Below are 15,996 nucleotides of genomic sequence, written 5' to 3'. Positions count from 1 at the left end.
CATGGCTACGAACACCTCGATCAGCCTGGATGATCACTTCGCCGGATTCCTCGCGCACGAGGTGGCGACCGGTCGCTACCGCTCTGCGAGCGAAGTCGTGCGCGCCGGGTTGCGTCTGCTGGAAGACCAGGAGACGCAGATGTCCGCCCTTCGAGCTGCGCTGGTCGCCGGCGAAGAGAGCGGCGAACCGGAGGAGTTCGACTTCGACGCGTTCATCGCGGCGAAGAAGTCGTGACGCGAATCCGGCTCACCCCGGCGGCGCAACGCGATCTCTCCTCGATCTGGGACTTCACCCAAGAGAACTGGGATGCGCGTCAGGCCGAGACGTACGTGGCCGAGATCCGCGCGGCAATCGAGCGCGTCGCGGAGAGCTCCGACCGCGGCCGTGCCTGCGACGACATCCGCGCGGGCTATGGGCGCTACGCGATCGGCAGCTATCTGATCTTCTACGTCGAGAACGGTGGCGGTGTCGACGTCATCCGCATCCTGCATCAGCGCATGGATCCGACGCGCCACCTGTAAGAGAAGCCCCTCACCCCAGCGTCTTCTGCCAGTGCCCCGTCAGGGCGTGCAGCTGGAATCCGAAGGCCCGGTTGATCGCCAGCATCGGCACGTTCTCGTCCGCGTTCCAAGTCAGCAGCCGGTGGATGTGGGGTGCGTGGTGCGCCAGCTCGTGGATGTTCTGGAGCTTCACGAGCGTGCCGAGACGGTGGCCGCGGTGCGGGATGGCCACCAGTGTGTCGTACTGCTCGGCTTTGTCGCCGTCGGAGGGGACCGCGATCTCGGTGTAGGCCGCCAGCTCGCCGGTGTCGATGTGCTCCGCCGCGGTCACCAGCAGCGGCTCGCCGCGTTCGGCGAGTTCGCGCTCCTGCGCGCGCACGCGCTCGCCCGTCCACTCTTCGCGGTCGACCGCGATGCCGCTCTGCGGGATGTCCGTCGACATGCGCGCCTTGAGTGCCGCGAAGGGCTCCAGGAGGCTGTCCGGCGCGTGTCCCAGCCAGGACACCGCGCGGTAGCCGGTGGCGGAGGCCGCTGTGCTCGCCAGGCCGGCCTCCCTGGCGCGCGGCAGCGGCAGCAGCAGCTCGCTGGAGCGCTCGATCTGGCCGAGGCGGTAGCCGTGCCGGAGGGCGAAGCGCACGTCGCGCGACTCCGCGGGGAGCCCGGCCGAGCCCGCACGGGCCCGGATGACCGACACGCTGTCGCCCAGGGTGGCCGCCGGATGCTCGGTGTAGGTGCTGACCACACGCCGTCCGCCCTCCGCCGCGAGCTCTTCGCCGGCGGCGAGCAGTGCGGACCCGATCCCGCGACCGCGCGCGGCGGGCGCCACGTCGACCAGCAGGCTGACCGTCTCGGCCGCCTCGTCGAGCGGGAAGTCGGCCTGGACGCGCCCGACGACGACGCCGTCCTCGATCGCCACCAGGAGGATCTTCTCCTGGTACTCCTGCGCGCGGAATGCGGCCAGGGCCTCTTCGGCCGTCGCGACGAAGTCGTCCGACCGCCAGAGCGCCACGCTGATCCCGTTCAGGACGCCGACCAGCTCCTCGAAGAGAAGGGACTCCGCAGTGCCGAGCGCCGGGGGTGGCGAGAGTCGCTCGATGCGCACCGCTGCCTCCCGCTCTCGTCGTATCGGATGTGCGGCGAACTACTCACCATAACTCGGGTCCAGACCGCTGTGAAGAGCATCGAACCGTTTGGTTTCGATCGTGTAAATCTGCGCGCAAATGGCGGGTGCAAATGCTTGCACTACAGGTAGTCTCAGCACACATATTCGTGGTGCGACGAGGCGAACACGCCGCGTTCGACACGGATTCACGTCGAGAGGCAGAAGATGCTAGGAAAGAAAGTCACGATCGGTGCGGCTGTTGCAGCGTCAGTCGCACTGCTCCTCGTTGGGTGTGCCAACCAGCCGTCAGGCGGGGGCTCCACCAACACCAACTCGAAGGTGAACATCCCTGCTATCACCTCGGTTTCCACCCCCAAGGACGCGGTGCTCCCCGCGGGTGATGGCAAGGCCACCTGCCCCTCCGGGCTCACCATCGCGTACGTCGGAGCCGAGACCGGCCCGAACGCCCAGCTCGGAATCAATATCTTCAACGGCATCCAGCTGGCCATCAACCAGCACAACCAGTCCAACAAGGGATGCCAGGTCGGCTTCAAGAAGTTCGACACCGAGGGCGACCCGAACAAGGCGACCGGCCCGGTGACCCAGGCGGTCAACGAGGCCGACATCGTCGGCGTCGTCGGCCTCCCGTTCTCCGGTGAGTCCAAGGCGACCGGGAACATCTTCGAGCAGCAGGGCCTGGTGCACATCACCCCGTCCGCGACCAACCCGGCGCTGACCCAGAACGGCTGGAAGACCTTCTTCCGCGGCCTCGGCAACGACGCCGTCCAGGGCCCGGCGGCGGCGAAGTTCCTGACCGACAAGCTGCAGGCCAAGAAGGTCTACCTGGTCCAGGACGACTCCGACTACGGGATCGGCCTCGGCACCACGACCTCCAAGGCGCTCGGCAGCGCGCTGATCGGCACCGACAAGGTGACGACCGGCCAGAAGGACTTCTCGGCCGTGATCTCCAAGATCATGAACGCGAAGCCCGACGCCGTGTACTACTCGGGTTACTACGCCGAGGGTGCGCCGTTCGACCAGCAGCTGGTCAACAAGGGCTACACGGGCACGTTCGTCGGCCCCGACGGTGTGAAGGACGACCAGTTCATCAAGCTGGCCGGCAACGCGTCCAGCAACGCGTACTTCACCTGCCCCTGCATCCCGGGTGAGCTCATCCCCACCTTCGAGTCTGCCTACAAGACGCTCGCCAGCGCCGAGCCCGGCACCTACTCGATCGAGGGCTACGACGCCACCACCGTCCTGCTCGCCGGCATCGACAAGGGCAACACGACCCGCGCGAAGCTCGTCGACTGGGTGAAGAACTACGACGCCGACGGCCTGAGCAAGCACTACAAGTGGGACTCCACCGGTGAGCTCCAGGCGCCGACCGTCTACGGCTACAAGGTCGAGGGCGGCAAGATCGTCCCGATCGGAACCATCGGATAACGCGACACGCGAAGGTGCCGCGGGCCACCGTGGCCCGCGGCACCTTTGTTTCGACTTACGCTCGTAAGACCTGAGCCGGACCAACGACGATCCGGCACTGACACCTGGAAGCTCGAATGCTCGAAACCCTCCTCCTCGTCCATCCCGTCCTCGACAATTCGTGGATCAACTTCGATGTCGGCGCCCTCGTCCAGAACTTCTGGAGCGCCACCTTCGACGGCCTCACCTTCGGCGCCATCTACGGTCTGATCGCCGTCGGCTACACGCTCGTCTACGGCGTGCTCAACCTGATCAACTTCGCCCACTCCGAGGTGTTCATCGTCGGCGCGTACGGCGTGGTGATCACCCTCACTTCGCTCGGCTTCGGCCCGAGCGCACCCAACCTGAGCCCGGTCGCGATCATCGGCGACCTGCTGCTCGCGCTGCTGGTCGGCATGGCGGCCTCCGCCGCCACCGCGTACGTCCTCGAACGCGTCGCCTACCGGCCGCTGCGAAAACGGAACGCGCCCCGCCTCGTGTTCCTCATCACGGCGATCGGCGCCTCGTTCACGATCCAGTACCTGATCTTCCTGATCCGGGGCGCGAACGCGGAGCCGGCGGTGACGATGTTCATCCCGACGCCGATCTTCGACGTCTTCGGGACGATCGTGAGCAGCCAGCAGCTCATCATCGTGATCGCCTCGGTCATCCTGATGATCGCGACGGACATGTTCATCCGCCGCACCCGCACCGGCCGCGGCATCCGTGCGGTCGCGCAGGACGCCGACACCGCGACGCTGATGGGCGTCAACAAGGAGAAGATCATCCAGATCACCTTCATCACCGGCGGTATCCTCGCCGGTGCTGCGGCACTGTTCTACGTCATGCTGGTGCCCTCCGGCGTCATCTACAACGGCGGCTTCGTGCTCGGCGTCAAGGCATTCGCCGCGGCCGTCCTCGGCGGCATCGGCAATGTGCGCGGCGCCCTCCTCGGCGGCCTGCTGCTCGGCGTGATCGGCAACTACGGCCAGATCCTGCTCGGCGACTCGCAGTGGACCGACGTCGTCGCGTTCGTCGTGCTGGTGCTGGTGCTGCTGGTCAAGCCGACCGGCATCCTGGGCACCTCCCTCGGAAGGAGCCGCGCATGAGCACGACCGAAGGCCCCAAGGTCCTGCCCGACGGACGTTCGGAGCAGGCGGCCGACGCGCTGGAGGCAGCGCGCGCCAAGCGGAAGAAGGGTCCGCTCCAGCCGCTGCGCGACTACTGGAACGGTCTCCCGCGGGCCGTGCAGTGGGCGTGGCTGCTGATCGTGGTCGCCATCGCCTACGCGCTGCCGTACCTGAACTTCTTCCCGCTCACCACCGAGCCAGGCAACGACTGGCCGCTCGCGTGCTTCGCGATGGCCACCTACGGCCTGATCGCCATCGGCCTGAACGTGGTGGTCGGCTACGCCGGCCTCCTCGACCTCGGCTATGTCGCGTTCTTCGCCGTCGGGTCGTACACCGCGGCCATGCTGACCAGCCCGGACTCGCCGTTCCTGAAGATCCCGTACCTGTGGACCATCCCGGTCGCGATGGCGGTCACGATGACCTTCGGCGTCATCCTCGGCGTGCCGACGCTGCGGCTCCGCGGTGACTATCTGGCGATCGTCACGCTCGGCTTCGGTGAGATCGTGCGCATCCTCGCCACGATCATCCCGGCGATGAAGGGCCAGGTCGGCTTCCAGAACGTCGGGCACCCGCCGGGGGAGACCGCCAAGGGCATCCCGATCTTCTCCAACTCCAACGGCGTGCCCTGGTACTGGCTCACGGTGACGATCATCATCGTGATCCTGCTGCTGGTCGGCAACCTGGAGCGCAGCCGCGTCGGCCGCGCGTGGATCGCCATCCGCGAGGACGAGGACGCCGCCGAGATCATGGGCGTGCCCACCTTCAAGTACAAGGTGTGGGCGTTCGCGATCGGCGCCGGCGTCGGCGGCCTCTCGGGTGCGCTGTTCGCCGGGCAGGTCGGCTTCGTCAACAACCAGAAGTTCGACGTCCAGACGTCGATCCTGTTCCTCGCGGCCGTCGTGCTCGGCGGCGCGGGCAACAAGGTCGGCGCGATGATCGGCGGCGCGATCGTGGCGTACATCCCGCTGCGCTTCACCGCGATCGCGGACTACAAGTACCTGATCTTCGGCATCGCGCTCGTGCTGATCATGATCTTCCGCTCGCAGGGCCTGTTCCCGGCGCGGCAGAAGCTCCTGGCCTACGGCCGCCATGCGTACCGACGAGTCGCCGAGGCGGCGAAGGGAGGCGCGCGATGAGCGACGGACCCACCACACCCCCCACCCCGGCGGCCCCTGAGACCCCGGAGGAGGAGCCGGTCCTCGGCGCCAACGAGGACGAGCTGGAGGCTGCGGGCATCGACCTCGACGTCGCGGAGGCCGCTGCCCCCGACCGGGAGATCGCGGTCGAGGTCGGAGAGAACATCGTGGAGGTCCGCAACCTCACGGTGAAGTTCGGCGGCCTCCTGGCCCTTGACGACGTCTCGTTCGACATCCGCCGCGGCGAGATCCTGGGCCTGATCGGCCCGAACGGCGCGGGCAAGACCACGTGCTTCAATGCGATGACCGGTGTCTACAAGCCGACCAGCGGCGACGTGCTGCTGGAGGGCCAGTCGATCAAGGGTCAGAAGCAGCACCAGATCACCCGGCTGGGCCTCGCCCGCACCTTCCAGAACATCCGCCTGTTCGGCGAGATGACCGCACTGGAGAACGTGGTCGTCGGCCTCGACGCCCGGCACCGAACGTCGGTGCCCGGCGCGCTGCTGCGGCTGCCGCGGCACACGCGGGAGGAGAAGTCCTCGATCGAGCGCGGCATGGCCCTGCTCGAGTTCGTGGGCATCGCCGATCACGCCGCCGACCTCTCCCGGTCGCTGCCCTACGGGTCGCAGCGCCGCCTGGAGATCGCGCGTGCCCTGGCGACGGACCCCAAGGTGCTCTGCCTGGACGAGCCGGCCGCCGGCTTCAACCCGGCCGAGAAGGAGGACCTGATGGACCTCATCCGGACCATCCGGGCCGACGGGTACACCGTCCTCCTCATCGAACACGACATGAAGCTGGTCATGGGCGTGACGGACCGCATCGTGGTGCTGGAGTTCGGCCGCAAGCTGGCCGACGACGTGCCGCAGGAGATCCGGAACGACCCGCGCGTGATCGCCGCCTACCTCGGGGAGCCCGAAGATGACGTTGCTTGAACTGAAGAACATCAGCGTCTCCTACGGACGCATCGAGGCGATCCACGACATGTCGTTCTCCGTCGAGGAGGGCGAGATCGTCAGCCTGATCGGCGCCAACGGCGCGGGCAAGTCGACCACGATGAAGACCATCTCGGGCATCCTGAACCCGTCGAAGGGCTCCATCCTGTTCGACGGCCAGGACATCACCAAGATGAAGGCGCACATCCGCGTCGTCCGCGGCATCTCGCAGGCGCCGGAGGGTCGCGGGATCTTCCCGGGCATGACGGTGATGGAGAACCTCGACATGGGCGCCTTCGGGCGCAAGGACCGGTCCAACATGGGCCCGGACTTCGAGCGGGTGTTCTCGCTGTTCCCGCGCCTGGCCGAGCGGAAGACGCAGGTCGGCGGCACGATGTCCGGCGGCGAGCAGCAGATGCTCGCCATCGGCCGCGCGCTGATGTCGAACCCGCGGCTGCTCCTGCTGGACGAGCCCTCGATGGGGTTGGCCCCGCAGTTCATCCGGCAGATCTTCTCGATCATCACGGAGATCAACCAGCAGGGCACCACCGTCCTGCTGGTGGAGCAGAACGCCAACCAGGCGCTCGCGCGGGCCAACCGCGCGTTCGTGCTGGAGACCGGCAGCATCACGCGCGCCGGCACCGGCCGCGAGCTCCTCGCCGACCCGGCCATCAAGGAGGCCTACCTCGGCGTCGGCTGACGCCGGCAACCGCCGAGTACGCGAAAAGTCCGCCGTTTCCGCTGGGAACGGCGGACTTTTCGCGTACTCGACGGCTTGGGGAAAGGGGGTCGGGTCGGGGGTCGGGTAGATTCTCCACGTGTATTTGAAGAGTCTGACGCTCAAGGGCTTCAAGTCGTTCGCCACGCCGACGACATTCGCCTTCGAGCCGGGCGTCACCTGCGTCGTCGGGCCGAACGGCTCCGGCAAGTCGAACGTGGTCGACGCGCTCGCCTGGGTGATGGGCGAGCAGGGCGCCAAGACGCTTCGCGGCGGCAAGATGGAGGACGTCATCTTCGCCGGCACCTCCACCCGCGGCCCGCTCGGCCGCGCCGAGGTGCAGCTCACGATCGACAACAGCGACGGCGCCCTCCCGATCGAGTACACCGAGGTCACGATCTCGCGCACGCTGTTCCGCAACGGCGGCAGCGAGTACGCCATCAATGGGCAGTCCTGCCGGCTGCTGGATGTGCAGGAGCTGCTGAGCGACTCCGGCCTGGGCCGCGAGATGCACGTCATCGTCGGCCAGGGCCAGCTCGACGCCGTGCTGCGCGCGACTCCGGAGGAGCGCCGCGGCTTCATCGAGGAGGCCGCCGGCATCCTCAAGCACCGCCGCCGCAAGGAGAAGACCCTCCGCAAGCTGGAGGCCATGCAGACCAACCTGACCCGGCTGAGCGACCTCGCCGGGGAGGTGCGGCGTCAGCTCAAGCCGCTCGGCCATCAGGCCGAGATCGCCCGTGAGGCGCAGTCCATCGCCGCGATCGTCCGCGATGCGCGCGCTCGCCTGCTCGCCGACGATGTGGTCGGGCTGCGCCGGGCGCTGGACGACCACACCCGCACGGAGGCCGAACGCCACAGCGAGCAGATCGTCCTGCAGGAGCAACTGGAGCAGAAGCAGCTGCGTCGCACCCGGCTGGAACAGGCGCAGATCGGCGACGCCGTCGATGTCGCCCGAAGCACCGCGTTCGCGCTGGAGCAGGCGCAGGACCGCCTGCGCGGCCTCTACACGCTCGCGACCCAGCGGCTTGCCCTGCTCGGCAGTCAGGCCGAGAGCGCCGACGACGGGCCGCGCGTCAGTCCCCAGCAAGTGCAGGACGCCGCCGACGAGGTCGAGCGTTTGCGCGGCGCCGTCGTGGAGGCCGAGGCGGCCTGGCAGGCGGCGCAGGCCGCGACCCGCGCCGCGCGCGCCCGCCTGGACGCGGTGGACGACGAGATCGCGGCTCAGAGCGCGCTCGTCTCCAAGCACGACCTGGAGATCAGCAAGCTGAACGGCCAGGCCGAGGCCGCAGCGCAGCGGCTCGCGGCCGTCCGCGGCGAGGTGCTGCGCCAGCAGAACGCGCTCGACGCCGCGGCCGAACGGCTCGAGAAGGCCCGCGCCGAGTTCGCCGCCCGGGAGGCCGAGGCCGCGAGCACGGACCTCGGGGAAGGCGCCCTCGACGAGGCGTACGAGCTCGCGCAGGCCGACGTCTTCGAGGCCGAGGGCCTCATCGAGAAGCTGCGCGACGACCTGCACACGCTGGAGCGCGAGCGCGACGCCCTCGCGGCGCGCACCTCCGCGCTGTCGCTGGCCCTGGACCAGAAGGACGGGTCGGCGGCGCTCGTGGCGGCGCGCCTCCCGGGCGTCCGCGGCCTGGTCGCCGAGCACATCCGGGTGCATCCGGGCAACGAGGCCGCGATCGCCGCGGCCCTCGGCACGCTCGCCGACGCTGTGCTCGCCGAGAGCAGCGACACCGCCTTCGACGCGGTCGCGCACGCCGCCGCCGACGACCTCGGCCGGGTGGAGGTCGTCGTCGCCGACGCCGCCGCTCCCGAGGTGGACCTGTCCGGCGTCGCCGGGGTGGTCCCCGCGCGTTCCGTCGTGGAGGCGCCGAGCGGCGTGCTCGGCCTGCTGGCGTTCACGGCCATCGCGGACGACGTGGCGGCGGCACGCGCCGCGGCCGATGCGTTCCGCGCGCGGAAGCTCGGCGGCCCTGTCACCCTGATCACCCGCACCGGCGAGGTGCTGACCGACTTCGTGCTGCGCGGCGGCTCCGGCGCGAAGCAGAGCCGCATCGAGCTGATCGCCGACCGCGACGCCGCGGAGGACCGGCTCGGCGAGGTGACCTCGCTCATCGACCGCGCGCGGTTCGCGCTGGCCGAGCAGCGCGGCGTGCTCCAGGTCGCCAAGGAGCAGTCCCAGACGGCACTGACCGCGCTGCGGGAGTTCGACGCCCAGCTCGCCGCGCAGACGGAAGGACTCAACCGGGTCAAGGTGCAGTACGAGTCCGCCGCGGCCGAGTCCGACCGGCTGAGCCGCGCGCTGGAGCAGGCCGCCGAGCGCGTCGCCGAGGCCGAGTCCGCCGCCGAGACCGCGAAGTCGGAGCTGGAGGTCGCCCGCGCCCGGCCCCGGCCCATCCTCGACGTCTCCGCGCGCGATTCGCTCTCCGCCGAACTGGACGCCGCCCGCGAGGCCGAGGTCGAGGCGCGCCTGGCGGTCGAGACCGCGAAGGAGCGCGTCCGCGCCGAGCAGGCCAGGGGAGAGGCCCTCGCCCGTCAGCTGGAGGCCGAGCGCGCCGCCGCCGAGGAGGCCGCCCGCCGCGCCGTCATCCGCCGGCGCCAGCTGGCGGCCGCGCAGGGCGTCGTGGACGTCCTCCCCGCGGTGCTCGCCTCCGCCGACCGCTCGGTGTCGCAGGCGCGCCTGGACCTCGCCGCCGCCGAGGCGCAGCGCGCGAGCCAGAACGAGGAACTGGCGACCGTCCGCCGCGAGGAGTCCGCCCTGCGCGAGCGCCTGCACGGCATCACGGAGTCGGTGCACGGCCTGGAACTGCAGATCTACGAGAAGAAGCTGCACCTGTCGAGCCTGCTGGAGCGGGCGGGCAGCGAGCTCGGCCTGGTCGAGGAGGTCCTGGTGGCGGAGTACGGGCCAGAGGTCCCGGTGCCGCCGGACACCCGCGATGCGGACGAGAGCGACGCCGCCCGGCCCGGTTCCGAGGCCGATCCCGACGAGCGCCCCGGCGCGCCCTATGTCCGCGAGCAGCAGCAGAAGCGCCTCGCCGCCGCCGAGCGCAAGCTCGGCCAGCTCGGCCGGGTCAACCCGCTCGCGCTGGAGGAGTTCGCCGCGCTGGAGCAGCGCCACAAGTTTCTCACCGAGCAGCTCACCGACCTCACCAACACCCGCAAGGACCTGGTGACGATCATCGAGGAGATCGATGAGAAGATGCAGACCATCTTCGAGTCGGCTTTCGCGGACACCGAGGCCGCGTTCGAGCGGGTGTTCCCGATCCTGTTCCCCGGCGGCTCCGGCCACATTGCGCTGACGAACCCCGACGACCTGCTCACCACCGGCATCGAGGTGTCGGTGAAGCCCGCCGGCAAGAAGATCGAGCGGCTCTCGCTGCTGTCCGGCGGCGAGCGGTCGCTGGCCGCGGTCGCGCTGCTGATCGCGATCTTCAAGGCCCGGCCCAGCCCGTTCTACATCATGGACGAGGTCGAGGCTGCGCTCGACGACGCCAACCTCGGCCGGCTGCTGACGATCTTCGAGGACCTCCGCGAGAACAGCCAGCTCATCGTCATCACCCACCAGAAGCGCACGATGGAGATCGCCGACGCGCTCTACGGCGTCTCGATGCGCCAGGACGGCGTCTCCGCCGTCGTCGGCCAGCGCGTCGCCGCCGAGAAGGCCTCCGCCTAGGCGCCCGCCCCCTCGAAGGCGATGGCGGCGAGTTTGGCGTCGAGGCCGTCGAGGGCGTCAGCGGCGCGTCGCTCGCAGCGCATCGCGAGACCGATGTGGCCGTTCTCGCGCAGCTCGTGCGCCAGCAGGAGGTCATCGCGGTTGTCGCCGAGCGCGTCCTGGGCGGCCTTCGCCGCCGAGGACAGCCGCACGGCCTGCCGGCCGAGGTCGTCGGCGACCGCGTCGGCGGCGTAGCGCACCTTGCGCGCCGCTTTGCGGGTGGCGTGGCGCTCCTCGAGGCTGTCCCCGCGGTCGCGGTGCACCTTCGCCACGGCCTTCTCGAGGCCGCGCGTCCTGACCCGGCCGGGATGCTTCCGGCCCTTCCTGGAGAGCGGTGGCTCTGCCGCGAACATCTGCAGGTCGGCGAGCAGGGCACGGACCGTCCCGCCCTGCAGGTAGCGCAGCAGCGACGCCAGCGCCGCGTCGTGCTCGGCCCGGGTCGCCTCCGCCTCCGCGGTGACCGCGTCGACGACGTCCGGCGGGTCGTCGACCTCCAGGAGGTCGTCGAGCGTCGCCGCCTTCACCTCCAGGTCGCGCACGGTCCCCAGCCGGTCGCCGAGCGTCTTCAGCCGGGTGCGCATGCCGAGGGCGGCATCCGCGTCGAACGCCGCGCGGAAGACCCGGAGGATGCTGCGCAGGCGGCGCACCCGGATGCGCGCCTGGTGGACCGCGTCGTCCCCGTCCGTCTCGATCGCGACGAGCTGCTCGGCGAGCTCGGCCGACACCGCCACGAGGGAGAACATGCCGCCACCGTACCAACTAGTCTGAGTGCATGGCAGACCGCACCCCCTGGTCCTTGTCGGGCGCCCTCCGCGGGATGTTCGCCAAGAAGACCATCGACGACACCACCTGGGACGATCTGGAGACGGCGCTCATCACGGCCGACTTCGGCCCCGACGTCACCGAGGCCGTCGTCGACGATCTGCGCGCCAAGGTCGAGCGCTACCACACCACCGACCCGAAAGACCTCCAGCGCATGCTGCGCGAGACGATGGAGGAGCGGCTGTCCAAGCTCGACACCACCCTCAAACTCAGCGAACGGCCGGCGATCGTGCTGGTCGTCGGCGTGAACGGCGTCGGCAAGACCACCACCATCGGCAAGTTCGCGAAGTTCCTGCGCACCTACGACCGCTCGGTCGTCGTGGGCGCGGCCGACACCTTCCGCGCCGCCGCGGTCGAGCAGCTCGCCACCTGGGCGGAGCGGGCGGGCGCCGAGATCGTGCGGCCGCAGCAGCAGGGCCAGGACCCGGCGTCCGTGGCGTTCCAGACGGTCGAGAAGGCCAAGCGCGACGGCACCGAGATCGTCATCATCGACACCGCGGGCCGGCTGCAGACCAAGGGCGGCCTGATGGACGAGCTGTCCAAGATCAAGCGCGTGGTCGAGAAGCAGGCGCCCATCGCGGAGGTGCTGCTGGTGCTCGACGCGACCACCGGCCAGAACGGCCTCGCCCAGGCGGAAGCCTTCCTGGAGCACGCCGGCGTCACCGGCCTCGTGCTCACCAAGCTCGACGGCTCGGCGAAGGGCGGCTTCGTGCTCGCCGTGCAAGAGCGCACCGGGCTCCCGATCAAGCTCATCGGCCAGGGCGAGGGCATCAACGACCTCACCGGCTTCACCCCGCACGTCTTCGCGCAGCAGCTCGTCGGATAGGGGCGGCATGGCCATCGAGCACGACTATTTCGGCGTCATCGACGAGACCGCCTCGGGCGGCCTGGCCTGGAACGACACCGTGGACCTGGCCGACCAGGCCGTGGAGGTCGAGTTGCGCGCCGACGACGAGCAGGCGGTGGGGGAGTACGCCCTCGACTCGGCCGCTGCGCTCATCCAGGCACTGGAGGGCTTCGACGCCCGGGCCAGGGACGCGCTGGTCGCCGAGCTCAGCTCGCGCCAGTCGGCGACGACGGCCTACATCGACGAGCACGTGGACAAGCTGGGGGAGTCGCTGCTCGACCTCCTGGTCTACAACTCGGGCGACATCGCGATCGACGTGCTGCGCTCGCTCCAGCTCCTGACCGTGACGGTGCAGGCCGATCAGGCGGGCGAGGACGAGGTCTTCGCGACGTTCGACTACTCGATCAGCCCGGACGAGACCGACGCGATCCTCACCGTCTCCTTCGACGTGCGCGGCGACGTGGTCGCGGTCGACACGCAAGGCTGAGCGCAGGGCCGGCTCGCACGGCCGCGGCTCGGCAGGCGGCCAGGCTCGCCCGGTAGACTGGCACGATCATGGCTACTTTCGGCTCGCTGTCCGACCGTCTTACGGACACCTTCAAGAACCTGCGCACCAAGGGCAAGCTCTCGCCGGCGGACGTCGACGGCACCGTGCGCGAGATCCGCCGGGCGCTGCTCGACGCGGACGTCGCGCTCGACGTCGTCAAGGAGTTCACCGGCAAGGTGCGCGAACGCGCCTTGTCCGACGAGGTCAACAAGGCGCTAAACCCGGCGCAGCAGGTCGTCCAGATCGTCAACGAAGAGCTGGTGGCCATCCTCGGCGGCCAGCAGCGCCGCCTCCAGTTCGCCAAGCGCCCGCCGACGGTCATCATGCTCGCCGGCCTCCAGGGTGCGGGAAAGACGACGCTCGCCGGCAAGCTCGGCAAGTGGCTGGTCAAGGACGGCCACACGCCGCTGCTCGTCGCCGCCGACCTCCAGCGGCCCAACGCCGTCACCCAGCTGCAGATCGTCGGCGAGCAGGCCGGCGTCCCGGTCTACGCGCCGGAGCCCGGCAACGGCGTCGGCAACCCGGTGAAGGTCGCCAAGGACGCCATGAAGTTCGCCGAGACCAAGCAGTACGACACCGTGGTCATCGACACCGCGGGTCGCCTCGGCGTCGACGCCGAACTGATGAAGCAGGCCGCCGACATCCGCAAGGCCACCGACCCGGACGAAGTGCTGTTCGTGATCGACGCCATGATCGGTCAGGACGCGGTGGCCACGGCCAAGGCGTTCCAGGACGGCGTCGACTTCACCGGCGTTGTGCTCTCCAAGCTCGACGGCGACGCCCGCGGCGGCGCGGCCCTCTCGGTCGCCTCCGTCACCGGCCGCCCGATCATCTTCGCCTCCACCGGCGAGGGACTGGACGACTTCGAGCCGTTCCACCCCGACCGGATGGCCTCGCGCATCCTCGACCTCGGCGACATCCTCACCCTCATCGAGCAGGCCCAGGAGGCCTTCGACGAGGAGGAGGCGCGCAAGGTCGCCGAGAAGTTCGCGACCGACAGCTTCACGCTCGACGACTTCCTCAAGCAGATGCAGCAGCTGCGCAACATGGGCTCCATCAAGAAGATGATGGGCATGCTCCCGGGCGCCGGCCAGATGAAGCAGCAGCTGGAGAACTTCGACGAGCGCGAGATCGTGCGCACCGAGGCCATCATCCAGTCGATGACGAAGGCCGAGCGCACCACCCCGAAGCTCCTCAACGGCTCCCGTCGCCTGCGCATCGCCAAGGGCTCCGGCACGACGGTCACCGAGGTGAACCAGCTCGTCAACCGCTTCGAGCAGGCCGCCAAGATGATGAAGACGGTCGCCAAGGGCGGCGTGCCGCAGGTTCCGGGCATGGGCCCGATCCCCGGCGCCGGCTACGCGGGCCGCGGCAAGCAGCAGCCGAAGAAGAAGGGATCCCGCTCGGGAAACCCGGCGAAGCGCGCCGCGGAGAACGCAGCCCTCGCGGCCGGGGTCAAGCCTGGTTCGGGCGCGCCCGCGGGCACCGGCTTCGGGCTCGGCTCGGGCAACAAGGCGAAGGCCGGAGGCCCGACCGAGGAGGAGCTGGCCGCGCTGCAGAAGTTCATGGGGCGCTGAGCGCCGCGGCCGACCGCGACCGCTAGGACGTCACGCCGAGCGGCGCGAGCCGGTCCTCGATGACCTTCGCGACGGCGCGCTCGCCGGCCGCGTTCGGGTGGATGCCGTCCGCCTGGACCAGTTCCGGGTGCCCCGCCAACGGGTAGCCGATGTCGAGGAACGTGCCGTTCACGCCCGTCACGGCCTTCCCGACGATCCCGTTGACCGTGGCGACGCTCGGCGGCGGCGTGTCCGCGCCCCAGACCGTGGTGATGCCGATGATGCGGGCCCGCGGGAAGGTGTCGCGCAACTCGCCCAGCAGTTCATCCGCCGAGGACGCCACCAGCGCCGGGTCCTCCGTGCGGTCGTTGCGGGTGGCCGCGACCAGGATGTAATCGGGGTGCAGGCCGAGCGCGGTGTCGATCTGCTCGCGATAGGTGTCGCCGTTCCAGCCCGGCTTCACGAACCCGGAGCCGGAGACGGCGAGGTCGGTCAGCGACCAGCCGTGCTGCGCTGCCACGAGCGCGGGCCAGGCCTGCTCCGGGCGCACCCCCTTGCCGAACGCGATGGAGTCCCCGATGGCCACGACCTGCGGCTTGGAGCGCCCTCCGGGAGCCGCCACGGCCGTGCCGTCCGCGGCCACCGGGCGCGCGGTGACGGCGGAGGTGCAGCCGGCGAGAGCGGCCGCTGCGAGGGCGATCGCGACGACGGCGAGCAGGTGGGGACGGGTGGGCACGGAGTGAGGGTAGACCGCGCCGACTGACAGATCGCTGTGCATCCAGCCCGGGCGTGTCGGCGGCGTCCTCCGGAGGCTATGGCTGACGCAGCATCCTTCTGGTACGTGCCGGGAGTGTCACACGATCCCGTCGAGCCGCGACAGCACGACCGACGCGATCGCCTGCTGGCCTTGGAGCGTGGGGTGCTCGCCGTCGTCCTGGACGAGGCCGATCTGACCGCGGTACGGCTGGCCGAGGTCGATCCACTTGCCGCCCGCCGCGGTGACGGCCTGTTTCAGGGCGTCGTTCAGGGGAGCGAGGTCGCTGTCGCTGGCCTCGCCCGTGAGAGCGTTGTACCCGATCAGGTGGGCTTTCGGAAGGGCGTCGCTCAGTCGTTCGACCGCGGCGGCCATCGCCTTGGCGACAGCGGCGTTGTCCTGGCCGAGGTCGTTGTCGGAGGCGCCGATGAACACCACGTTCGCCTTGGCGGCGATCGCCTGGTCGATCTGCGCGTTGAAGTCGGCGTTGGTCGCGCCGACGGCGAGGAAGCCGGCCCCGGGCTCGCTGAAGTTCTCCAGACCCCAGCGCCGGTCGACGGCGACGAGGGCGGGCCACGACTCGAACGGCTCCAGGCCCATGCCCGACTCGATGGAGTCGCCGACGATCGCCACCACGGGGTGTTTGCCGGCCGCCACGGCGGAGCCGACGGCGAGCTGGGAGGAGACCGAGGTGCATCCGCTGAGGGCGACCGTCCCGAGCAGCAGCGCGGCGAGCGCCGTGGCGACGGTTGCGAGGGGACGGTGGCGGAACATGTCT

15 protein-coding genes are annotated in these 15,996 nt (G+C 69.9%); 11 read left to right on the top strand and 4 right to left on the bottom strand.

The genetic code is table 11. The features are described from left to right. Position 1 precedes the first annotated feature (1 nt). A complete protein-coding gene (locus AC1ROW_RS03600) occupies positions 2 to 235 on the top strand; it encodes a type II toxin-antitoxin system ParD family antitoxin (protein ID WP_493017481.1) in 234 nt (77 codons plus the stop codon). Continuing rightward, a complete protein-coding gene (locus AC1ROW_RS03595; protein WP_493017480.1) occupies positions 232 to 522 on the top strand; it encodes a type II toxin-antitoxin system RelE/ParE family toxin in 291 nt (96 codons plus the stop codon). Before AC1ROW_RS03600 ends, AC1ROW_RS03595 begins: the two co-directional genes overlap by 4 nt. 10 nt (positions 523 to 532) lie before the next feature. Here AC1ROW_RS03595 and AC1ROW_RS03590 read toward each other — a convergent pair whose 3' ends face one another. Continuing rightward, positions 533 to 1,603 (bottom strand): GNAT family N-acetyltransferase, encoded by a 1,071-nt coding sequence (locus AC1ROW_RS03590; protein ID WP_493017479.1) that lies wholly within the window; start codon positions 1,601 to 1,603, stop codon positions 533 to 535. Positions 1,604 to 1,942: 339 nt separating this feature from the next. Between AC1ROW_RS03590 and AC1ROW_RS03585 the strand changes: the two genes are divergently transcribed. The 6 genes from AC1ROW_RS03585 (at position 1,943) to smc (ending at position 10,653) form a co-directional block, all read left to right on the top strand. Continuing rightward, positions 1,943 to 3,049, top strand: a complete 1,107-nt coding sequence (locus AC1ROW_RS03585) for a branched-chain amino acid ABC transporter substrate-binding protein (protein WP_493017478.1) — start codon at positions 1,943 to 1,945, stop codon at positions 3,047 to 3,049. Positions 3,050 to 3,165: 116 nt separating this feature from the next. Next, entirely contained in the window at positions 3,166 to 4,176 is a 1,011-nt protein-coding gene (locus tag AC1ROW_RS03580; protein WP_493017477.1) for a branched-chain amino acid ABC transporter permease, read from the top strand. Further along, positions 4,173 to 5,333, top strand: coding sequence for a branched-chain amino acid ABC transporter permease (locus tag AC1ROW_RS03575; protein WP_493017476.1), 1,161 nt, complete (start codon positions 4,173 to 4,175; stop codon positions 5,331 to 5,333). Before AC1ROW_RS03580 ends, AC1ROW_RS03575 begins: the two co-directional genes overlap by 4 nt. Continuing rightward, complete coding sequence (locus AC1ROW_RS03570) at positions 5,330 to 6,265, top strand: ABC transporter ATP-binding protein (RefSeq protein WP_493017475.1); 936 nt, start codon at positions 5,330 to 5,332, stop codon at positions 6,263 to 6,265. Before AC1ROW_RS03575 ends, AC1ROW_RS03570 begins: the two co-directional genes overlap by 4 nt. Then, positions 6,252 to 6,965 carry an ABC transporter ATP-binding protein gene (locus tag AC1ROW_RS03565; protein ID WP_493017474.1) on the top strand — a complete coding sequence of 238 codons (714 nt, stop codon included), beginning with the start codon at positions 6,252 to 6,254 and terminating at the stop codon, positions 6,963 to 6,965. The genes AC1ROW_RS03570 and AC1ROW_RS03565 overlap by 14 nt, the downstream gene beginning before the upstream one ends. A gap of 118 nt (positions 6,966 to 7,083) precedes the next feature. Further along, entirely contained in the window at positions 7,084 to 10,653 is a 3,570-nt protein-coding gene (gene smc / locus AC1ROW_RS03560; protein WP_493017473.1) for a chromosome segregation protein SMC, read from the top strand. On the opposite strand, the gene AC1ROW_RS03555 is transcribed toward smc, so the two are convergent. Continuing rightward, a complete protein-coding gene (locus AC1ROW_RS03555; RefSeq protein ID WP_493017472.1) occupies positions 10,650 to 11,435 on the bottom strand; it encodes a CHAD domain-containing protein in 786 nt (261 codons plus the stop codon). The genes smc and AC1ROW_RS03555 overlap by 4 nt on opposite strands. 29 nt (positions 11,436 to 11,464) lie before the next feature. Here AC1ROW_RS03555 and ftsY point away from each other — a divergent pair, with 29 nt between their 5' ends. The 3 genes from ftsY to ffh all read left to right on the top strand — a co-directional run bounded on the left by ftsY (position 11,465) and on the right by ffh (position 14,485). Then, the gene (gene ftsY / locus AC1ROW_RS03550; RefSeq protein ID WP_454108202.1) at positions 11,465 to 12,340 is read left to right on the top strand and encodes a signal recognition particle-docking protein FtsY; all 876 of its coding nucleotides are present in this window, start codon (positions 11,465 to 11,467) and stop codon (positions 12,338 to 12,340) included. A gap of 7 nt (positions 12,341 to 12,347) precedes the next feature. Then, complete coding sequence (locus tag AC1ROW_RS03545; protein ID WP_493017471.1) at positions 12,348 to 12,848, top strand: DUF2004 domain-containing protein; 501 nt, start codon at positions 12,348 to 12,350, stop codon at positions 12,846 to 12,848. Positions 12,849 to 12,916: 68 nt separating this feature from the next. Continuing rightward, positions 12,917 to 14,485, top strand: a complete 1,569-nt coding sequence (gene ffh, locus AC1ROW_RS03540) for a signal recognition particle protein (protein ID WP_493017470.1) — start codon at positions 12,917 to 12,919, stop codon at positions 14,483 to 14,485. A gap of 22 nt (positions 14,486 to 14,507) precedes the next feature. Here the strand turns inward: ffh and AC1ROW_RS03535 are convergent, their stop codons facing one another. Both AC1ROW_RS03535 and AC1ROW_RS03530 read right to left on the bottom strand, forming a co-directional pair. Further along, positions 14,508 to 15,200, bottom strand: coding sequence for an SGNH/GDSL hydrolase family protein (locus AC1ROW_RS03535; RefSeq protein WP_493017469.1), 693 nt, complete (start codon positions 15,198 to 15,200; stop codon positions 14,508 to 14,510). Between the two features lie 117 nt (positions 15,201 to 15,317). After that, the gene (locus tag AC1ROW_RS03530; RefSeq protein WP_493017468.1) at positions 15,318 to 15,992 is read right to left on the bottom strand and encodes an SGNH/GDSL hydrolase family protein; all 675 of its coding nucleotides are present in this window, start codon (positions 15,990 to 15,992) and stop codon (positions 15,318 to 15,320) included. Positions 15,993 to 15,996: the final 4 nt, after the last annotated feature.

The organism is Leifsonia sp. GW821-FHT13C09 (genome assembly GCF_058806435.1).
This window is presented reverse-complemented; position numbering and strand designations above follow the sequence as displayed.

What these genes read in the sequence shown, in the direction of transcription:
- AC1ROW_RS03600 (WP_493017481.1), top strand. Translation starts at nt 2, where the DNA reads ATGGCTACGAACACCTCGATCAGCCTGGATGATCACTTCGCCGGATTC.
- AC1ROW_RS03580 (WP_493017477.1), top strand. Translation starts at nt 3,166, where the DNA reads ATGCTCGAAACCCTCCTCCTCGTCCATCCCGTCCTCGACAATTCGTGG.
- AC1ROW_RS03575 (WP_493017476.1), top strand. Translation starts at nt 4,173, where the DNA reads ATGAGCACGACCGAAGGCCCCAAGGTCCTGCCCGACGGACGTTCGGAG.
- AC1ROW_RS03570 (WP_493017475.1), top strand. Translation starts at nt 5,330, where the DNA reads ATGAGCGACGGACCCACCACACCCCCCACCCCGGCGGCCCCTGAGACC.
- AC1ROW_RS03565 (WP_493017474.1), top strand. Translation starts at nt 6,252, where the DNA reads ATGACGTTGCTTGAACTGAAGAACATCAGCGTCTCCTACGGACGCATC.
- AC1ROW_RS03555 (WP_493017472.1), bottom strand. Translation starts at nt 11,435, where the DNA reads ATGTTCTCCCTCGTGGCGGTGTCGGCCGAGCTCGCCGAGCAGCTCGTC.
- ftsY (WP_454108202.1), top strand. Translation starts at nt 11,465, where the DNA reads ATGGCAGACCGCACCCCCTGGTCCTTGTCGGGCGCCCTCCGCGGGATG.
- AC1ROW_RS03545 (WP_493017471.1), top strand. Translation starts at nt 12,348, where the DNA reads ATGGCCATCGAGCACGACTATTTCGGCGTCATCGACGAGACCGCCTCG.
- ffh (WP_493017470.1), top strand. Translation starts at nt 12,917, where the DNA reads ATGGCTACTTTCGGCTCGCTGTCCGACCGTCTTACGGACACCTTCAAG.
- AC1ROW_RS03530 (WP_493017468.1), bottom strand. Translation starts at nt 15,992, where the DNA reads ATGTTCCGCCACCGTCCCCTCGCAACCGTCGCCACGGCGCTCGCCGCG.